General features: G+C 57.0%; 11 protein-coding genes and 1 tRNA gene. 7 read left to right on the top strand and 5 right to left on the bottom strand.

The genetic code is table 11. The annotated features are described in order from the left end of the window. The 7 genes from BM316_RS10120 to BM316_RS10150 all read left to right on the top strand — a co-directional run bounded on the left by BM316_RS10120 (nt 1) and on the right by BM316_RS10150 (nt 13,774). Nucleotides 1-3,168: an efflux RND transporter permease subunit gene (locus tag BM316_RS10120; protein ID WP_090207225.1), complete on the top strand. Its 3,168-nt coding sequence runs from the start codon at nt 1-3 to the stop codon at nt 3,166-3,168. 87 nt (nt 3,169-3,255) lie between these two features. Then, nucleotides 3,256-5,433 (top strand): 1,4-alpha-glucan branching protein GlgB, encoded by a 2,178-nt coding sequence (glgB, locus tag BM316_RS10125; protein WP_090207228.1) that lies wholly within the window; start codon nt 3,256-3,258, stop codon nt 5,431-5,433. Nucleotides 5,434-5,446: 13 nt separating this feature from the next. After that, complete coding sequence (gene glgC, locus BM316_RS10130) at nt 5,447-6,706, top strand: glucose-1-phosphate adenylyltransferase (protein WP_090207231.1); 1,260 nt, start codon at nt 5,447-5,449, stop codon at nt 6,704-6,706. Further along, nucleotides 6,703-8,124 (top strand): glycogen synthase GlgA, encoded by a 1,422-nt coding sequence (gene glgA / locus BM316_RS10135; protein ID WP_090207234.1) that lies wholly within the window; start codon nt 6,703-6,705, stop codon nt 8,122-8,124. Before glgC ends, glgA begins: the two co-directional genes overlap by 4 nt. Next, entirely contained in the window at nt 8,124-10,259 is a 2,136-nt protein-coding gene (gene glgX, locus BM316_RS10140; protein ID WP_090207237.1) for a glycogen debranching protein GlgX, read from the top strand. The genes glgA and glgX overlap by 1 nt, the downstream gene beginning before the upstream one ends. After that, nucleotides 10,256-11,887 carry an alpha-D-glucose phosphate-specific phosphoglucomutase gene (locus tag BM316_RS10145; RefSeq protein WP_090207240.1) on the top strand — a complete coding sequence of 544 codons (1,632 nt, stop codon included), beginning with the start codon at nt 10,256-10,258 and terminating at the stop codon, nt 11,885-11,887. Before glgX ends, BM316_RS10145 begins: the two co-directional genes overlap by 4 nt. Before the next feature lie 6 nt (nt 11,888-11,893). Continuing rightward, nucleotides 11,894-13,774 (top strand): amylosucrase, encoded by a 1,881-nt coding sequence (locus BM316_RS10150; RefSeq protein ID WP_090207243.1) that lies wholly within the window; start codon nt 11,894-11,896, stop codon nt 13,772-13,774. Nucleotides 13,775-13,780: 6 nt separating this feature from the next. On the opposite strand, the gene BM316_RS10155 is transcribed toward BM316_RS10150, so the two are convergent. The 5 genes from BM316_RS10155 to BM316_RS10175 form a co-directional block, all read right to left on the bottom strand. After that, nucleotides 13,781-15,238 (bottom strand): aldehyde dehydrogenase family protein, encoded by a 1,458-nt coding sequence (locus BM316_RS10155; protein WP_090207245.1) that lies wholly within the window; start codon nt 15,236-15,238, stop codon nt 13,781-13,783. A 6-nt stretch (nt 15,239-15,244) separates the two neighbouring features. Next, nucleotides 15,245-16,693 (bottom strand): TRAP transporter large permease, encoded by a 1,449-nt coding sequence (locus BM316_RS10160; protein ID WP_090207247.1) that lies wholly within the window; start codon nt 16,691-16,693, stop codon nt 15,245-15,247. A 5-nt stretch (nt 16,694-16,698) separates the two neighbouring features. Then, a complete protein-coding gene (locus BM316_RS10165) occupies nt 16,699-17,502 on the bottom strand; it encodes a TRAP transporter small permease subunit (protein ID WP_090207249.1) in 804 nt (267 codons plus the stop codon). Between the two features lie 86 nt (nt 17,503-17,588). Next, the gene (locus BM316_RS10170; protein ID WP_090207251.1) at nt 17,589-18,638 is read right to left on the bottom strand and encodes a TRAP transporter substrate-binding protein; all 1,050 of its coding nucleotides are present in this window, start codon (nt 18,636-18,638) and stop codon (nt 17,589-17,591) included. A gap of 714 nt (nt 18,639-19,352) precedes the next feature. Then, nucleotides 19,353-19,429, bottom strand: a tRNA-Met gene (locus BM316_RS10175). Nucleotides 19,430-19,505: the final 76 nt, after the last annotated feature.

Below are 19,505 nucleotides of genomic sequence, written 5' to 3' on the forward strand. Positions count from 1 at the left end.
ATGAACCCGATCCGCCTTGCCATTGAGCGCCCCACCGCCGTGATGGCCGTTGTCATCATGGCCGTCCTTTTCGGTGCGCTGGCACTGACACGCATTCCTGTGCAGCTTGCACCGGACGTGCGCAAACCGGTGGTTGTGGTGCAAACCAGCTGGCCTGGCGCTGCTCCAGCCGAAATCGAGCGCGAAATCGTCAATCCTCAAGAAGATGCCTTCCGAGGCCTCGAAGGGTTGGAGCGTATGACAAGCCGCTCACGCAGCGGGCAGGGATCTGTGTCACTGGAGTTCGCCGTAGGCTCTGACATGGGTGATGTGCTGTTGCTCGTGTCCAACCGCCTCGATCGCGTCGGCGGATATCCGGCCGAGGCTGGCGAACCGACGCTTAACACCTCTGGTTCTGACGACAGCCCGATTGCCTGGGTGATGGTGAGCGCTGGCGAAGGCAATACGCGCCCGCTGCAGGAATATGGCGACTTTCTGGAAGATGAAATCAAAGAACGTCTTGAGCGCATTGATGGCGTCTCGACGGTCAACGTTTTCGGCGGCGTGGCGCGTGAGTTGCAAATTGTTATCAACCCCGAAGACCTCGCAAGATACAACCTGACCATCCCTGCTGTCGTCGCAACTTTGCGCTCAGAGAATATCAGCGTCTCCGCCGGGGAGGTCGATGAGGGCAAGAGGCGCTACATCGTGCGCGCTGACGGCAAGCTCGACACGGTCGAGGCGATTGAAAACGTGGTTTTGCGCAGTGAAGGTCAAGGCAATACCGGTATCCTCGGGCGGGTTTTGGTCTCTGATATCGCTGACGTCACCTTTGCCTATAAGGAAAACTCCGCTCAACTGCGTTTCAGAGGAGAGCCTGCGCTCGCCTTCAACCTGATCCGTGAGCAAGGCGCCAACGTGATCTCGACGATGGAAGAGGTCAAAGCTGTTCTGACTGAACTTGAGGCCGGACCAATAGCGCGCGAAAACCTTGTCCTAGAACAGATCTACGATGAGACGATCTATATCGAGGCCGCGATTGATCTTGTTGTTCAGAATATCTGGATTGGCGGCCTACTCGCCGCGATCATCTTGCTTTTGTTCCTGCGAAGCCCGCGCGCGACACTCGTTATCAGCCTCGCGATCCCTGTCTCGATTGTTGCAACTTTCGTGGCGATGGCTGCAACCGGACGCACATTGAACGTGATCTCCTTGGCAGGCATCGCCTTTGCGATCGGCATGATCGTCGATGCTGCGATCGTTGTCCTCGAAAATATTTATCGCCTGCGTGAAAAAGGCATGAGCCGACGTGAGGCCGCCTACCATGGCGCCCGTCAGGTTTGGGGGGCGATCCTTGTTTCGGCTCTGACAACGGTGATGGTTTTCATCCCTATCCTTATCATGGAGTTGGAAGCCGGCCAGTTGTTCAGGGATATCGCGGTCGCCATTTCCGTTTCGGTCCTTTTGTCGCTTGTCGTCGCAGTTACGGTTATCCCGGCACTCTCCAGCCGCTTGTTTGCCGATGGCGAAACCAAGACGCTTGGCATTCCGGTCGTGGATCACATTGCCCGCGGCTTCAGTCGGATGGTCATGGCCTATGTTAAGCTGACCGTCCGCTTCCGTGTCGTGGGCCTGATATTTGTGTCTGCCATTGCGACAGGTGCTGCCGCAGCGGCCTTACTCTTCCTGCCCAAGCTTGAATATCTCCCCGAAGGCAATCGCAACCTCGTCTTCGGTCTGTTGATCCCGCCGCCGGGCTACAATCTGGCAACGACCGAAACGATTGCAGAGCGGATTGAGGGGGTTGCACGCCCCTTGTGGGAAGCAGCGCCAGCACCCGCAACCGAAGAGGGCGTGCCATCCCTCGACAGCTTTTTCTTCGTGGCCACGCCCGGCAACAGTTTCGTCGGCGCGGCCGCAGTTGACAGTGACCGCGTGGGTGAACTGATCCCCGTTTTGTCGCGTCCAATCTTTGCTGAGCCCGGGACATTCGGGTTTATGACCCAACCCTCGCTCTTTGGCCGTGGTGTCGGCGGTGGACGCACGATCGAGCTCAATATCACCGGTAACGAGCTTGAAGAGATCCTCGAAGTGGCCGGTCAGGCAGCCGGTGTCGTCGCACGACTTCTTCCACGCTCCGAGGGTCACCAGTTCAGGCCGATCCCTGGATTGGAGCTTGGCGCGCCTGAGGTCCGCCTGATCCCGGACCGTGTCAGGTTGGCGGACGCCGGTCTGACGACACAATCGCTTGCCGCGACAGTCGACGCCTATAATGACGGTATCAGGGTCGCAGAGATCAGTGTCGGAAACCGCCGCATCGACCTGACATTGAAAGGCGATGAGACGGTGCAAAGCGCATTGCGCACGCAAGACATCGGCTCTTTTCCTGTCGTCACGCCTTCCGGCCAGATCGTTCCTGCATCAGAACTCGCAGAAGTCCGCGTGACCGCCGGACCGACAGAGATCAGGCATCTCGAACGGCTCAGAACCGTGACGCTTGAAGTCAGGCCGTCTGACGCGCTGCCATTGGAAGCGGCTGTTGAACTGCTCGAAAACGAAGTCATCGCCCCGCTTGAAGAACAAGGTCTGCCCCCTGGTGTCAGGCTGTCTGTATCAGGGACCGCCGATCAGCTTTCGCAGACATGGAACGCGATCCAGATCAATCTGATCGTCGCGCTTTTGATTGTATACCTTGTCATGGCCATCCTGTTTGAAAGCTTTGTACTGCCGCTTGTTGTGCTGATTTCAGTGCCCGTCGCAGCCGCTGGCGGCGTCGGGGGGCTGGCAGTATTGAATCTGATAGGGACCCAACCCCTTGATATGCTCACGCTTCTCGGATTCGTCATTCTCGTCGGGATTGTTGTTAACAACGCGATCCTGATTGTGCATCAATCGCTCTATCTGCTGCGGGAGGAAGGGCTGCAACCCGTCGATGCCATCGAGGAGGCAACGCGCAACCGCATCAGGCCGATCTTCATGTCGACGCTCACGTCCGTCTTTGGAATGTTGCCCTTGGTGATATTCCCCGGGGCTGGCTCTGAACTCTATCGTGGATTGGGCGCCGTAGTCGTTGGTGGGCTGTCAATGTCAGCCTTCCTTACGCTGCTAACGGTGCCGCCTTTGCTGCGCCTTGTCCTGACATCCAATCAGGCCAAGGAAACTGCCGCAGCGCCCGTCCCTGCTGAGTGATCGTCCATGCGCGTTGAATTGAAAACTGCTTGCGCTAACATATCCAAAGCGCTTTAAAACGTGCGATGAACCACAAGAAGAGGCTTTATGTCCAACCGACCGCCGCATCTGCAGCAGGATGATATCAACGCGCTACTCGACGCGCGCCATGAAGCACCTTTCTCTGTATTGGGGATTCACAAGTCCGGACGCACATCATGGTGCGTGGCCCTTGTCCCCGATGCAGAAGACGTCACCGCCAAAGTTGGCAAGAAAACCGTTCCGCTTCAACGCATCGAAGGACCCCTCTTCGGTGGGAAGGTCCCCGCTTCGCAGTCGCATTATGAATTGATGGCGACATATGCAGACGGGACCGAACACAGCTTCCTCGATCCTTATCAATTTGGACCGGTGCTGGGTGAGGTCGATCAATATCTGATCGGAGAAGGCACGCACCGGCAGCTTTGGAAGGCTTTAGGCGCCCATGTCACAGAGCACGAAGGTGTGGCCGGCACGCATTTCGCTGTCTGGGCACCCAACGCGAAACGTGTCTCTGTGGTTGGAGAGTTTAACCAGTGGGACGGGCGGCGACATCCCATGCGGCGGGTCGGCGGCACCGGGGTCTGGGAGGTATTTCTGCCAGGGATCGGTGAAGGGGCGCTCTACAAATACGAAATTGCGCCAGCCGAAGGTGCACCGTTCCTCAAGGCCGATCCAGTCGGTTTTGGCGCACAACACCCGCCCGAAACCTCTTCGGTCGTGCGGGATATCACAGGTTACGGCTGGGATGATGATGACTGGATGCAATCGCGCGGCAAGGCACAGCAACGCGATCAACCTATCTCGATCTACGAAGTTCACCTCGGCTCTTGGCGCAGAACGGCTGAAGGGCGCAGACTGAGCTACAAAGAACTTGCGGAAGAGCTTGTCGGCTACGCCAAATGGATGGGTTTCACCCACCTCGAGTTTCTGCCGATCAGCGAGTTTCCGTTTGATGGGTCTTGGGGATACCAACCCTTGGGTATGTATGCGCCGACGATCCGCTTTGGTCCGCCACATGAGTTCCGCGACCTGATCGAAGCGGCGCATAAGGCCGGGTTGGGCGTGTTGCTTGACTGGGTTCCGGGCCATTTCCCCTCTGACGCGCACGGGCTTGCGCAGTTCGACGGGTCGCACCTCTACGAACACGCGGACCCTCGTGAAGGATACCACCAGGACTGGAACACGCTGATCTACAATTACGGCCGCACGGAGGTTAAAAACTACCTCGTCGCGAATGCGCAGTATTGGCTTGAGGAATACCACGTCGACGGTCTGCGCGTGGATGCGGTGGCCTCAATGCTCTACCGCGACTATTCCCGCAAAGACGGGGAGTGGGTGCCGAACCGCGATGGCGGTCGCGAAAACTACGAGGCAATCGACTTTCTCAAAGAGATGAACGTCGTCTGCTACGGTGCGGTTGACGGGATCATGACTGTGGCCGAAGAATCCACCGCCTTTCCCGGCGTCTCGACTCCGGTTGATGCGGGGGGTCTTGGGTTCGGCTTCAAATGGAACATGGGGTGGATGAATGACACCTTGCGTTACATCGAGAAGGACCCGATCTACCGCCAGTACGATCATCATCTGATGACCTTCCCGATTGATTATTCTTTCTCGGAAAATTTCATTCTGCCCATCAGCCACGACGAAGTTGTGCATGGCAAGGGATCAATGATTGCCAAGATGCCGGGCAACGAATGGGAGAAGTTTGCCAACCTGCGGGCCTACTACGGTTTCATGTGGGGCCACCCGGGCAAGAAGCTGTTGTTCATGGGCTGCGAATTTGCTCAGTGGGAAGAGTGGAACCACGATGTTTCGCTCGATTGGGATGCGCTTCATGGCGACAAGCAGCGCGGTATTCAGTCACTGGTGCGCGACCTCAATCACCTTTACCGCGAGACACCTGCACTGCACCGCAGAGATTGCGATCCATCAGGCTTCCGCTGGCTCGCAAATGATCCGGCCCAGTCACTGTCTGCCTTCGCGCGGTTTGGCGAGGCAGAAGATGCGCCAGTGATCGTCGTCTGCAACTTCACGCCGGTTGAACGATCATGGTCCGTCGGCACACCGGAAGCCGGCCTCTGGGAGGAGGTTCTGAATACAGATGCCGCCATCTACGGCGGTGGCAACAGAGGAAATCATGGTGCTGTCCAAACAACCGAAACCGAAAGGGACGGGCACCCGCAATCCATCGACATTACCGTGCCGCCGTTGGCCACTGTGATGTTCAGATTGCGCAAATAGGGAGGAAGACTGAATGGCTGACACGACGCGCTTGTCGCAACGATCAATGGCTTTTGTGCTTGCTGGAGGACGCGGGTCGCGCCTTAAGGAACTGACAGATCGTCGCGTGAAACCAGCCGTCTACTTTGGCGGCAAAACGCGGATTATCGACTTCGCACTCTCCAACGCGGTGAATTCGGGTATCCGGCGTATGGCTGTTGCGACGCAATACAAGGCGCATTCGCTGATCCGCCATTGCCAGCGCGGCTGGAACTTCTTCCGTGCGGAAAGAAATGAATTTCTTGATATTCTGCCTGCATCGCAACGCGTCTCGGAAGACATGTGGTATCGCGGCACAGCAGATGCGGTAACACAGAACATCGATATCGTCGACAGCTATGGGATCGAGTATATCGTGATCCTTGCCGGTGACCACATCTACAAGATGGATTACGAAAAGATGCTGGTGCAGCACGTTGAATCGGGTGCCGATGTGACCGTCGGCTGCCTGACCGTACCGCGCGAGGAAGCAACGGCATTTGGTGTGATGGCCGTCGATGAGACAAGCCGCATCACGTCCTTTCTCGAAAAGCCTGCTGATCCCCCGGCAACGCCAGAGGACCCGTCCAAAGCCCTCGCCTCGATGGGGATTTACGTCTTTAGCTGGAAATATTTGCGCGAGCTTCTTCTGGCCGATGCGGATGATCCGAATTCGGCACATGATTTCGGCAACGATCTGATCCCTGACATCGTGAAGAACGGCAAGGCGGTCGCGCACCGTTTTGACGACAGTTGTGTAAAGGCAGATGGTGCGCCAAGCTATTGGCGTGACGTCGGCACCATTGACGCCTTCTGGCAGGCCAATATCGACCTGACAGATTTTACGCCCGAGCTTGATTTGTGGGATCGGCAATGGCCAATCTGGACGTATTCCGAGACTGCGCCGCCGGCAAAGTTCATCCATGACGAAAGCGACCGTCGCGGGATCGCGATTTCATCCATGGTGTCTGGTGGGTGCGTGATTTCGGGGACCGAAGTCCGAAATTCGCTGCTGTTCACGCAGGTCCACACCAATTCATACGCGGTTCTGGACCAGTCGGTCGTTTTGCCGAATGTGACCGTCAACAGATCAGCGCGATTGCGGAAGTGTGTTATTGACCGCGGCGTGGTCATTCCGGCTGGTCTGATCGTTGGCGAGGACCCGCAGGAAGATGCCAAGTTCTTCCGCGTCACCGACAAGGGGACAACACTTGTCACCCAGCCGATGGTTGATGCCTGGTCTGCCGCACAATGATCCAAGCTCTGTCAGTCACGTCTGAATGCGCCCCGCTGGTGAAAACCGGCGGGCTCGCTGACGTGGCTGGCGCGCTCCCTGCCGCCTTGCAGGAGCACGGCGTTGCGATGCGGACGCTTCTTCCGGGGTACCCTGCCGTCTTGGGACAAATCGGGACGACCGAGGTTGTCTTGACCTATGACGACCTCTTCGGGGGGCACGCGCAAGTTCTCGCGGTAGAGGCATCCGGTCTTGACCTGTTACTGCTCGACGCACCGCATCTCTTTCAACGCGAGGGAAGCATCTATCTGGGGCCTGACGGGAAAGACTGGCACGACAATCCGCAGCGCTTCGCCGCTCTCTGTCAGGTCGCAGCCGACATTGCGGCGCGTGGGGCATCGGGTTGGCAACCCGATCTGGTCCATTGCCATGACTGGCAAGCAGGCTGGGTGCCTTACTACCTCAAACGGGACGGTGTCGCGACGCCAAGCATTCTGACGATCCACAATATCGCCTTCCAAGGTCTTGCGCCGATGGGCCTGGCTGCCGAGCTTGGCCTGATGGGCCACGACCTGCACCGCGACGGCGTCGAATACTGGGGGCACGTGTCCGCACTCAAAGCAGGACTGGTTTACGCGGATCACCTGACAACCGTTTCACCGACATACGCCGAAGAGCTGATGACACCGGCCTTCGGAATGGGCCTTGATGGCGTGCTCAAGATGCGGCGCGGCGCGTTGAGTGGTATTCTCAACGGCATAGACCTGTCGACATGGTCGCCTGAGGTTGATGCCCATATCCGCAATTTCAAGTCGCCGCGCGGCAAAGCTGCCAATCGCAAGGCGCTGCGGGATGAGTTTGACTTACCTGAATCTGACGGCCCGCTTTGTGTTGTCGTCTCGCGTCTGACCGAACAAAAGGGGTTGGACCTGCTGCTAGAGGCTTTGCCAGCGCTTTTGTCGCGTGGGGGACAACTTGCTTTGCTGGGTTCAGGTAACCCCGCACTGGAAGATGCCTTCAAGAATTACGACCACCCGAACGTGGCGGTCAAAATCGGGTATGATGAACCGCTCTCCCACAGGATGATTGCAGGGGCCGACGCAATTCTTGTGCCATCGCGGTTTGAACCCTGCGGTCTCACCCAGCTTTACGGCCTGCGCTACGGAACCCTTCCGGTGGTCGCGCTGACTGGCGGACTGGCCGACACGATCATCCCCGACACGCATGCGACGCGCGTGCGTGGTGTCGCCACGGGCCTCCAGTTTTACCCGATTACAGCACAGGCGCTTTCGTCGGCACTGACAAGACTTTGTGACATTTTCGCAGACGCCAAGCTCTTGTCAAAAATGCAGCGCAATGCCATGGCCCACCCTGTCGGCTGGGAACAGTCGGCGTCAGACTATGCGGCACTTTATGCCCAACTACTTGGGACCGACTGATGAATCCATTTCCGCTAAGCGCCGGCCGCCCCTACCCCTTGGGCGCAACATTCGACGGTGAGGGCGTCAATTTCGCTGTGTTCTCACAACATGCGACGCGCGTCGTGCTTTGCCTTTGCGATGAAACCGGTCGCGAAACCTACCTGATTGATCTTGCTGAACGGGATGGCCATGTCTGGCACGGCTATCTTTCCGGCATCCGCCCCGGCCAACTCTATGGCTACCGCGTGCATGGACCATATGCACCGGAGGAAGGCCATCGCTTCAACCCCTACAAAATGCTGATGGACCCCTATGCAAAACGCCTGACAGGGCATCCGCAATGGGATGATGCGCTTTATGGGTATGAAGTTGGCCACGCTGACAGTGACCTGAGCTTTGACAAGCGCGACAGCGCGCCGTTCATGCCGCGATCTGTCGTTGTCGATCCTGCGTTTTCGTGGGGCCGTCAGGAACAGACCCGCCTTGATATTCCGTGGTCTGACACAATCCTGTATGAGGCCCACGTCAAAGGCCTCACCGCGAACCGCAAGGACATTCCCTACGCCGGTCATTTCCTTGGAATGGCGTCTGACCAGATCCTTGACCACCTCAACCAACTGGGCGTGACAACGATTGAGATGATGCCGGTGCAAGCGGCAATCGATGATCGCTTCCTCGTCGAGAAGGGCCTGACGAATTACTGGGGCTACATGACTTACGGGTTCTTCGCGCCAGAACCCCGTTTCATGAGTGACGCGAGCATCTCTGAATTCCAACAAATGGTCGCGCGCTTTCACACTGCCGGTATCGAAGTCATTCTTGACGTGGTTTACAACCACACCGCCGAAGGCAACCAGATGGGGCCAACGCTGAGTTTCCGAGGCTTTGATAACGCCAGCTACTACCGCCTGGCTGAAGACAAACGCTTCTACAACAATGACTCAGGCTGCGGGAATACCCTCGACCTCGATCATCCCTTCGTGTTGAGGATGGTGATGGACTCCCTGCGCTACTGGGTCGAGGTCATGCACGTCGATGGATTCCGGTTCGATCTCGCATCATCCCTGGCGCGCACGGGTGGCGTCTTCAACCGTGACGGACCATTCTGCCGCGCCGTGAGGCAAGATCCCGTTCTGAACAAGGTAAAGTTGATCGCCGAGCCTTGGGATGTCGGGCCCGGAGGATATCAGCTTGGGGCCTTCCCTGCCCCGTTCCGGGAATGGAACGACAAGTATCGTGACAACGTGCGCAAATTCTGGCGTGGGGACAGCGGAACCGCGCAAGATCTAGCGCGCCATATCGCGGGATCAGCCCAGCAGTTTGACCACGACATGCGACCGGCCACATCGTCGGTGAATTTCGTCACAGCCCACGATGGTTTCACGCTGACAGATACGGTCAGCTACAACCAAAAGCACAACGCCGCAAATGGTGAGGATAACCGCGACGGGCACGACCACAACTGCTCTGACAATCTTGGTGTAGAAGGCCCCACAAACGACCCTGAAATCCTCGCCGCAAGGGCGCATCGGCGACGCAATCTGCTCGGCACCTTGATGCTCAGCCAAGGCACGCCGATGTTGCTGGCTGGCGATGAACTTGGGAACAGCCAAGGCGGCAACAACAACGCCTATTGTCAGGATAATGAAATCGGCTGGGTCGATTGGGACAATGCCGATCCCGATTTCCTTGCATTCTGTCGCCAGATCATCGCTGTCCGCAAAGCAAGCCCGATCCTGCGCCAAAAGCGTTTCCTCCATTCGCGCACGCGCGCCGTTGACGGAAAGCCCGATCTCTTCTGGCGGCGCGCAGACGGTGAGGCCATGACCGAAAGCGACTGGCACCGCAACAACCTCAATTTCATCGCCATCGAAATGCGGATGGCGCGCGGCACGCCGGCCTATGAGCGCCGCCATGGCGCGATGTATCTGATGTTCAACGCAGGCGCCCGCAAGAACGCACGACTGGCAGAGGCCCTTCCTGGGCATTACTGGCGCAAAGTTATCGATACGTCCGGGCAAGCCGGAAAATCATCTTTCCCGACAAGCAAGGTCACGGTGCCTGCAAACAGCGTTATCGCTTTTGAGCTTTGCTCCGTCGACAACAACCCGCAATCCAACAGCGTCACGCGCGATAGGAAGGCTCCAGCATGACAACACAGATCGTCTCGACATCCCCAATTGAAGGCCAGAAACCGGGGACAAGTGGCCTGCGAAAAAAGACAAAAGTGTTTATGCAGCCGCATTACCTGGAAAATTACGTTCAGGCGATCTTTGACGGGATCGACGGCATCGCTGGCAAGACATTGGTTGTCGGAGGCGACGGGCGCTATTTCAACGATAAAGCCATCGGCACAATTCTACGCATGGCGGCAGCAAACGGTGCTGCGAAATGCATCGTTGGACAAGGGGGGCTGCTGTCCACGCCTGCGGCATCAAACCTGATCCGAAAGCGCGGGGCAGACGGTGGCCTCATCCTGTCGGCAAGCCACAACCCCGGCGGCCCTGATGAAGATTTCGGTCTCAAATACAACGGCCCGAACGGCGGCCCTGCAAACGAGGCCGTTACAGAAAAAATCTTCGCGCGGACAAAAGCGATTGAGGCCTACAAGATCACAGAGGCCGGACATATCGACCTTGAGACGATCGGCACCGCCTCTCTCGCCGATATGGCGATCGAGATCGTCGATCCCGTCGCCGACTACGCCGAACTTATGGAAAGCCTTTTCGACTTTGCGGCAATTTCGCAGTTGTTCGAGAGCGGCTTCACGGTCTGTTTTGATGCAATGCACGCCATTACGGGACCATATGCCAAAGCCATTCTCGAAGATCGGCTTGGCGCGCCTGCTGGCACCGTGCGCAACGGCACACCCTTGCCCGACTTTGGCGGAGGACACCCGGATCCGAACCCCGTCTGGGCCAAAGAGCTAATGCAGACGATGTATGGCGATGACGCACCAGATTTCGGTGCCGCGTCTGACGGTGACGGTGACCGCAATATGATTGTCGGAAGCCACTGCTACGTCAGCCCCTCCGATAGCCTTGCCGTTCTGACTGACCTCGCCCACCGTGCACCGGGATATGCAACCGGATTGGCGGGCGTTGCCCGCTCTATGCCCACCTCTGCCGCGGCGGACCGTGTTGCCGAGGCAAAGGGGATCGCGGCCTTTGAAACACCAACAGGGTGGAAGTTCTTTGGCAACCTTCTTGATGCCGGTCGCGCAACGATCTGCGGTGAAGAAAGCGCTGGCACCGGATCCAACCACGTCCGTGAAAAAGACGGGCTCTGGGCTGTCTTGCTGTGGCTGAACATCTTGGCCGTGACACAGAAATCTGTCCTTCAGACGATGGCCGACCATTGGAAAAAATACGGCAGAAATTACTATTCACGACATGATTACGAAGCGGTTGACGCAGATGCGGCCAACGGCCTTATGGATGCGTTACGAGGGCAACTTGATACGCTTGCGGGCCAAGAGATTGCGGGCCTGAAAGTCACCTCTGCTGACGAATTTTCTTACAATGATCCTGTGGATGGCTCTGTTTCGACAGGTCAGGGCATCCGGATCGGGTTTGAGGGCGGCGGCCGGGTCGTTTTCCGCCTGTCAGGTACAGGCACAGCAGGCGCAACGCTCAGGGTCTATCTGGAACGCCTGGAAACACGCCCAGACCACCTCGACCATGATCCGCAGACAGCGCTCGCGCCGATTATCGCCGCTGCGCAGGAGGTTGCAGATATTCATGGTCGCACCGGTCGCGGCGCGCCGGATGTCATAACCTGATCCAAGATGACTGGCGATATCTCGGGAAATAGCCTCTTTGAGCTGCGTCTGGAACGCAGCGCCGAAGACCTCTGGCCGATGCTAGAGACGCTCTATGGGGTGCGTGACGACTTCGACGCCTTCAAGTCAGACCTACTAAATGCGCTCAAGTCATCATGGCAGCGTCGGTCGCGGGCGTTGAAATTGCGCGATCTGAAGCGAGACCTGCAACCTGACTGGTTCCAGCGCGCAGAAATGGTCGGCTACGCCTGCTATGCTGACCGCTTTGCCGGTGGCATTGGCCAAATCAGCGGCAAGCTGCCTTACCTCAAAAGCCTCGGTGTGAATTATCTGCATATCATGCCCTGCCTGAAGCCACGGCCACGCCCGAACGATGGCGGCTATTCGGTCATGGATTATCGCAAGATCAATCCTGAGCTTGGGACCATGCAGGACTTGGAAGCTTTGACCGCTGAAATGCGCGACGCGGATATGTCGCTTTGCATTGATCTGGTTCTGAACCACACCGCGCGGGAACACGAATGGGCGCAAAAGGCGCTGGCCGGTGATCCCTACTATCGAGATTTCTATCACTTCTTTGACGACAACAGCACACCGCGCGCCTATGAACGCACGCTGGTTGAGATCTTCCCCAATGATGCTCCAGGCAACTTCACCTATCTGACGGAGCACGACAGATGGGTCTGGACGACCTTTAACGATCATCAATGGGATCTGAACTGGTCCAACCCTTGGGTATTTCTTGAGATCGTGAAGGTCATGCTGTTCCTCGCCAACAAAGGCGTCGATATTCTCAGGCTGGATGCCGTCGCATTCATGTGGAAGCGCATGGGGACACGTTGCCAGTCCGAGCCGGAGGTGCATCTTCTGCTGCGTGCGCTGCGTGCCGCAACGCGCATTGCCGCGCCAGCCGTCATCCATCTCGAAGAAGCAATCGTCGGCCCAGCCGAAATGCTGACCTATCTGGGACGGGGTGAGCATGAGGGCCGTGAAGGCAACCTCGCCTATCACAACAATCTGATGGTCCACTATTGGTCGGCACTGGCGACGCGCGACACGCGCTTGATGACAAAGGTTTTGTCGGAAAACTTCCCCGAAACGCTGCCGAACGCCACCTATACAACCTATCTTCGATGCCATGACGATATCGGTTGGGCGATCACGGACGAAGATGCCGGTGCCATGGGTTTTTCAGGGCAGGCCCACCGTGAATTTCTATCCAGGTTCTACGCTGGAGACTTCGCCGGCAGTTTTGCATCCGGTGCCTATTTTCAGGTGAATGAAGAGACTGGCGATAGCCGGATTTCCGGCACCTTGGCGGCATTGGCCGGTCTGGAGAAATCACAGGCTGAGGATGACGAGCGCGGAGTTGCGCTGGCAATCCATCGCATCCTGATGGGCAACGCGCTGATCGCATCATTCGGCGGAATCCCCCTGATCTACATGGGCGACGAGGCCGCCCTGCTGAACGATCACAGCTATCGCGACGATCCCTTTCGTGCCGACGACAGCCGCTGGTTGCATCGCCCCGTCATGGATTGGACACGAGTTGAAAATGCGGAAAGCTCCGATGGACCAGAGGGGCAGATCCTGTCTGGAACCCGACAGATCATGTTACGCCGCAAAAACACGCCCCAATTCCACGCTGCCATTCCCACGCGCATTCTTTTTCCAGAGGTGCCGCAGGTCTTTGCCTTCTGTCGCTTCGCACCGACAGGGCCGGTAATCTGTCTTTTCAACTTTTCGGAAGAAACGGTGACACTGCGCGCTGATTGGCTCAGAGATCAAGGCGTCAGCAGGTTCGAGGACCTCCTCTCCGGCCATCAAATGCAGCTTGATGGGCCAGACTATCACCTGCTTCCTTATGGTCGGGTCTGGGCCGTCTGAGAACGCTCAGCGTCCGTGCTTGGCCGCTACCGTCTTGAGCGTTGAAAAGCCGTAAAGCGCCTCGAACCCTTTTTCACGCCCATGGCCTGACAGTCCGGTGCCGCCGAACGGAAGCTCCACGCCGCCTCCAGCGCCATAGTTGTTGAGGAAAACCTGACCAGCCCGCAAAGCCCGCGCCATGCGCATCTGCCGCCCACCGTTTTCCGTCCAACAAGAGGCGACCAACCCATAATCTGTGCCGTTCGCAATCGCGACTGCCTCATCCTCATCATCAAAGGGAGTGATCACCTGAACCGGGCCGAAAATCTCGTCCTGTGCGAGAGGGTGGGACGCCGAAACGCCAGCAAAGAGGGTCGGCGTCACATAGGCCCCTGATTGGGGTGCATCGCCTGCGATTTGGCCTTCGCCCGCGATGTCCAGATCACTGCCTTTTTCCAGAAAACCATGCACGATCTCCTGCTGACGGCGTGACACAAGTGGTCCCAGATCAAGGTCATTAAGGGCCGGACCGGCCCGCAGCGCATTGTATCTTTCGGCCATCAGCTGTGTCACGCGATCGTAAATTTCGCGCTGCACAAGAATGCGTGACGATGCCGAACACGTCTGGCCTGCATTCTGAATGCCGGCGTTGACCAGAAACGGCAAAGCAGCCTCAAGATCAGCGTCGTCAAACACGACCTGAGGAGATTTCCCGCCAAGCTCCAAAGTGACCGGCACGACATTCTCGCCCGCCGCTTTTTGGATCAGTTTGCCAACCCCGACTGAACCAGTGAAGGACACATGCTGCACGCCTTTGTGAGACGCCAACGCAGCGCCCGCTTCTGCCCCGAGTCCGGGGATCACGTTGAGTGCCCCGTCAGGCAGCCCCGCACGCCTCGCGATCTCGGCAAAGGCAAGTGCCGTGAGACAGGCCTCTTCGGCAGGTTTCAGAACACAGGCATTCCCCATCGCCAAAGCCGCACCGACAGACCTTCCGATGATCTGCATCGGATAGTTCCACGGAATGATATGGCCGGTCACACCGTGTGGTTCGCGCAGCGTATAGACAGTGTAGCCTTCAAGGTAGGGGATCGTTTGCCCATGCACCTTGTCTGCAGCCCCGCCATAGAATTCCATGTATCGGGCCAATGCCGCGACGTCTGCCCGGGCCTGCGTCAGCGGCTTACCAACGTCGATTGCTTCGAGCCTCGCAAGCTCGTCGGCATTTTCCTGCACCAGCTGACCGATCCGGAACAGCACCCGACCGCGCTGTGCAGCCGTTGCGCGCCCCCACGGGCCATCCAGTGCGTTTTGCGCAGCATGGACCGCTGCATCAACGTCATCCGCCTGCGCGCGTGCGATCTCGCACAATGTGGACCCGTCCGAAGGGTTCGACAGCGCGAGCGTCTGACCGCTCAAAGCAGAAACCCAAGCCCCTGCGATAAAGCAAAGGCTTGGGTCGATATCGAGAGGTCTGACCGACATAGCCGGTTAGTTTCCGTAAGCCACCGACGGTAGCCACGTTACAAGCGCCGGGAACTCGAAGACGATGAAAAGCCCCAACAATTGCAACAAGACAAAGGGAATGACGCCCCTGTAGATGTCGGCGATGGTCACGCCCGGCGGGCACACACCCTTGAGGTAGAAAAGCGCAAACCCAACTGGCGGCGTCAGGAACGACGTTTGCAACGTCACGGCCACAAGGATCGCGAACCACGTCACAACCGGTTCCTGAACCTGACCGAAGCTTGGGATGTCACCCTCTAGGCCAAGACCCTGAATGATCGGCAGCATCAATGGCATGATGATGATCGTGATCTCGATCCAGTCCAGAAGGAAACCCATCAGGAAGACAATGAACAGGATGAAGAGGATGATCATGTATGGATCGTCAAAGACCGACAGCACCATACCTTCGATGATTTCATCACCACCGTAGCGGCGCAGGATGAACGCAAAGAAGTTGGCCGCGAGGAAAATACCGACGATGTAACCGGATGTGTTCAGGGTCGAACGGCTGACCTCTTTCAGAACTTTGAAGTTCAGACGTCCGTTGAACAGGGCAAGTGCCGTCGCACCCAACGCACCAAGGCCGGACGCTTCTGTCGGGGTCGCAATCCCTGCAAAGATCGAACCCAGCACCAGCAGGATCAGCAGCATCGGCGGAACGACAGCCAGCAAAACCTCTTTCACAACCGGCCAACCGACTTCCTCTGTCTTCTCAGGGGCTGGCATCGCGTCAGGCCGCAGGATGCCGTAGACAACGATGAAGACGATATAGAGGCCACCCAAGATCAATCCGGGGAACAAGGCCCCCATGAACAGGTCGCCAAGGCTGATCGCTAACTGATCAGACATAATCACAAGCATGATCGACGGCGGGATCAGGATCCCCAAGGTACCGGCAGATGCAATCGTGCCCGTCGCGATGGGTTTGGAATAGTTCTGCTGCATCATGGCAGGCAGAGCCATGACGCCCAGAAGTGTGACCGACGCACCGATGACACCAGTGGAGGCGGCCAGAATGATACCGATCAACAGCACCGTCAGCGACAGGCCACCTTTCAGGCCCCTGAACAGCTTTTGCATGGATTGCATCATACGCTGCGCCACTCCGGACTGGTCCAGCATCAGCCCCATGAAGATGAACATCGGCAAAGCGACCAACACAGGGTTGTTCACTGTGCTTCCGAAAATCCGCCCCGACAGCGCGCTCAGGCGCTGGTAGTTGATGCCGGTCCGGTCAAACTCGATCACGTCGCGAAAGAAGCTGCGGTAAGGATCAAGGAAGACCTCGGCGATCACCACAAAGACCAAGCTGACACCGACAAGCGCCATGGCAACCGGGATGCCGCGGAACAGCATCCAGATAAAGGTCACGAACATCGCGATGACCGCGATTTCGTTGAGCGTCAGAAACTGACCAATAAATTCCAGCATGGGACTTAGGCTCCGGTCTTGCGGGTGGAGTCCAAGGCACGCAAAACGAGAACGAGGACAGGCGTTATGATCAAGGCAGCAATCACGGTGTAGGTGATCTCATAGTTGCCGAATTCGAGTTCTGAGAACATGGGCCCACGCGTGATGTCGCGTGCGCTTGCGCCCTCTTCGGCCAAGAGCCACATGATGATGTAAAGGCCATAGTAAATGGCCAGATTGATCATCAGGAAAGTCCCCGGGAAGGTCGCCCAAAGCTGTCGCCACAACACCGGCTTATGCAAACGTGCAAGGTTCCGCTTCACAGCAAACCAGCAAGCAATGGCGATGATGATAAACGCCACATTCATGAAGATCTTGATGATCCACTGGTTATGGAGCCCGTTGGGGCTGCTAGACCCTTCATCGGCGCGCAGCGAGACCAAGGCATAGTCGTAGGTGACGTCCCACGATAGAATAACAAAAGGCAAGAACAGCCACCCAATGGCAAAGATGTTGATACGGGTCTGCTTGTCAGCCGGGAAGCCGTCATAAAGAATATCGACACGCACGTGGCTGTCTGTCGTGACGGCATAGGCAACGCCCATCAGAACAGCCGCACCGTAAATCCACCATTGCAGGTCATCCAGCCAGGCCTGGTTGTGGCCGAGATTTCGCAAAATCACCTGAGAGGTGATGACCAGCATCAAGATCGGGAAAAGCCAGGCTGCGATATTCGACAAATGCACGATGAGGCGGTCACCGCGATTATGTTCGGCGCGCCCCACTTCGCCGGGGTCAGAAACCGCGACCAATTCTTCGACTTTATCCATGGGTAATGGCCTTTCCGGGTCTTGCTGTCTTGAAGAAAGGGGCAGCGTCTCCGCCGCCCCTTGTCGTTGTCTGAAGTCCCGCGCCCTTAGTTACGTGGACGTGGCAGGTAGATGTTGTTCGACCAGATCTTGTAGCCTTCACGATACTCCTGCAGATCGTTCCAGACCTCAGCAAAGAATTCGTCTTCTGCTGCAAGTTCTGCGGCAACTTCGTTCCATGTTGCCTCAAAGGTGTCGAGCATCTCCTGTGGCCACTGGCGGTTGGTCACACCGAACTCTTCTTCGTTTGCAACCATGGCAGCGTAGTTCTTGGCTTCACCTTCAGCAAAGTTGGTGGTGATGTTTGCAAGGCAGGCCATTTCGATCTGGTTCTGTGAAACTTCATCAAGGTCGTCCCAGCGATCTTTGTTGATCAGCAATTCGAACAAAGTCGCTGGCTGGTGCCAACCGGGGAAGTAGTTGTTGGATGCGATGTTGTAGAAGCCCAAACGCTGGTCAATCAGCGGCATGGAGAATTCTGTCGCATCAATCGCACCACGCTCAAGCGCAGGGAAGATGTCGCCAGCAGCAAGCAGCGACGTCGAAACGCCAAGGCGCTGCATGACTTCCGCACCCAGACCAAAGAAACGCATGTTCAGACCTTCAAGATCCTCGATGCTTGTGATCTCTTCTTTGAACCAGCCGGATGTTTCTGGCGCGATCACGCCGCAGTGCATGACTTTGACGTTGTACCCGTTCTCGTCATACATGCGCTGGAACAGCTCGGCACCGTCATCATAAAGCACCCAACCCAGGAATTCGCCAGCTTCCGGACCAAATGGAACCGCAGCGAATAGGGATGCAGCGGTGATCTTACCCTGCCAATAACCGGATGTTGTATAGGCAGCATCGACAGAGCCAGCCGAGACGGCATCAAGTGCTTCGAGGGCCGGCACCAGTTCACCTGGATCGAAATGTTCGAATTCGACTTCGGAAGAGATGCTGTTGATCTTGTCAACAAAGTCGGTCGCGGCGGTGCCCAGAATTGGCAGGTTGCGCGAAAACGCCGTCGTCATTTCGAACACTTCTTGTGCCTGCGCGGCGCCACCGGCAGTCAGTGTGACGGCGAGGCTTGCTGCGATTGCCTTGGTTTTCATGATATTCCTCCCAGAATACAGCGCCCCGGAGAGGGGCATTTTTGGTCGTTTCAGGTCCAACAACGCACGACCACCCGCGCTGCCAAAAGATTATTACGGCATGAAAGCCATCCTAGAAATAAAACACTAACGCCAGTTGCGCCGGCTTCCTAGCCCTGTCGCGACCATAGAAGAAAAGTCTTATTTGGCAAGTTTTCTTTACCAATTCAGCAACTCAAGATAGAACCCATTGAATTTGCTACAAACTCTCGGCAGCACACAAGGAAAAACCAAGCCAAATTGTCGCACAAATTTCTTGGAATTTTTGAGGGATGAGGGGAAATCGAAAGAATCCGTCGAGACAGTCAGAGGCACGCACCGTGATTCAAGAGGCCGCCCTCGCCAGTGCAGAGCACAGCACGCCTGCCTCGTTGATACAAAGCGCGTCTAGGCGCAATGCGAGCACCCCGCGCGCGACCACCAATAGGCGCGATCGCACAAAGCTGATACTCTGCGCAGACGCATCGTTTCTTGCAGTTCCTCTATTCGGGTTTTGTTGGTTGCGGGAGTAGGATTTGAACCTAGGTCCTGGGCTCCGCCCGTTTATGCCTGAGTGCCTCCACTGGAGGCACTCCGAGACGGCATAAACCCTTCAGGTTATGAGTCTGACGAGGTGAGACCGTGAAGCAGACGATCCGGCGGATCGTTTGTAGGTCGAACGGGCTGCTTGGGGTTTGGTTGCGGGAGTAGGATTTGAACCTACGACCTTCAGGTTATGAGCCTGACGAGCTACCGGGCTGCTCCATCCCGCGACATTTGCCTCAAGATTTGTATTTGAGGCGCATCGTTTGAGAGATACGATTTGATGTTTTGAGCTGCTTATTAGGT

It is taken from the genome of Yoonia litorea (assembly GCF_900114675.1).
In the GTDB taxonomy this organism is placed as follows: Bacteria; Pseudomonadota; Alphaproteobacteria; order Rhodobacterales; family Rhodobacteraceae; genus Yoonia; species Yoonia litorea.

Bases quoted from the DNA above. Each gene is read 5' to 3' on its own strand.
- BM316_RS10155 (WP_090207245.1), bottom strand. From the start codon at position 15,238: ATGTCGGTCAGACCTCTCGATATCGACCCAAGCCTTTGCTTTATCGCA.
- glgA (WP_090207234.1), top strand. From the start codon at position 6,703: ATGATCCAAGCTCTGTCAGTCACGTCTGAATGCGCCCCGCTGGTGAAA.
- BM316_RS10165 (WP_090207249.1), bottom strand. From the start codon at position 17,502: ATGGATAAAGTCGAAGAATTGGTCGCGGTTTCTGACCCCGGCGAAGTG.
- BM316_RS10160 (WP_090207247.1), bottom strand. From the start codon at position 16,693: ATGCTGGAATTTATTGGTCAGTTTCTGACGCTCAACGAAATCGCGGTC.
- BM316_RS10150 (WP_090207243.1), top strand. From the start codon at position 11,894: ATGACTGGCGATATCTCGGGAAATAGCCTCTTTGAGCTGCGTCTGGAA.
- glgC (WP_090207231.1), top strand. From the start codon at position 5,447: ATGGCTGACACGACGCGCTTGTCGCAACGATCAATGGCTTTTGTGCTT.
- glgX (WP_090207237.1), top strand. From the start codon at position 8,124: ATGAATCCATTTCCGCTAAGCGCCGGCCGCCCCTACCCCTTGGGCGCA.
- BM316_RS10170 (WP_090207251.1), bottom strand. From the start codon at position 18,638: ATGAAAACCAAGGCAATCGCAGCAAGCCTCGCCGTCACACTGACTGCC.
- glgB (WP_090207228.1), top strand. From the start codon at position 3,256: ATGTCCAACCGACCGCCGCATCTGCAGCAGGATGATATCAACGCGCTA.
- BM316_RS10145 (WP_090207240.1), top strand. From the start codon at position 10,256: ATGACAACACAGATCGTCTCGACATCCCCAATTGAAGGCCAGAAACCG.
- BM316_RS10120 (WP_090207225.1), top strand. From the start codon at position 1: ATGAACCCGATCCGCCTTGCCATTGAGCGCCCCACCGCCGTGATGGCC.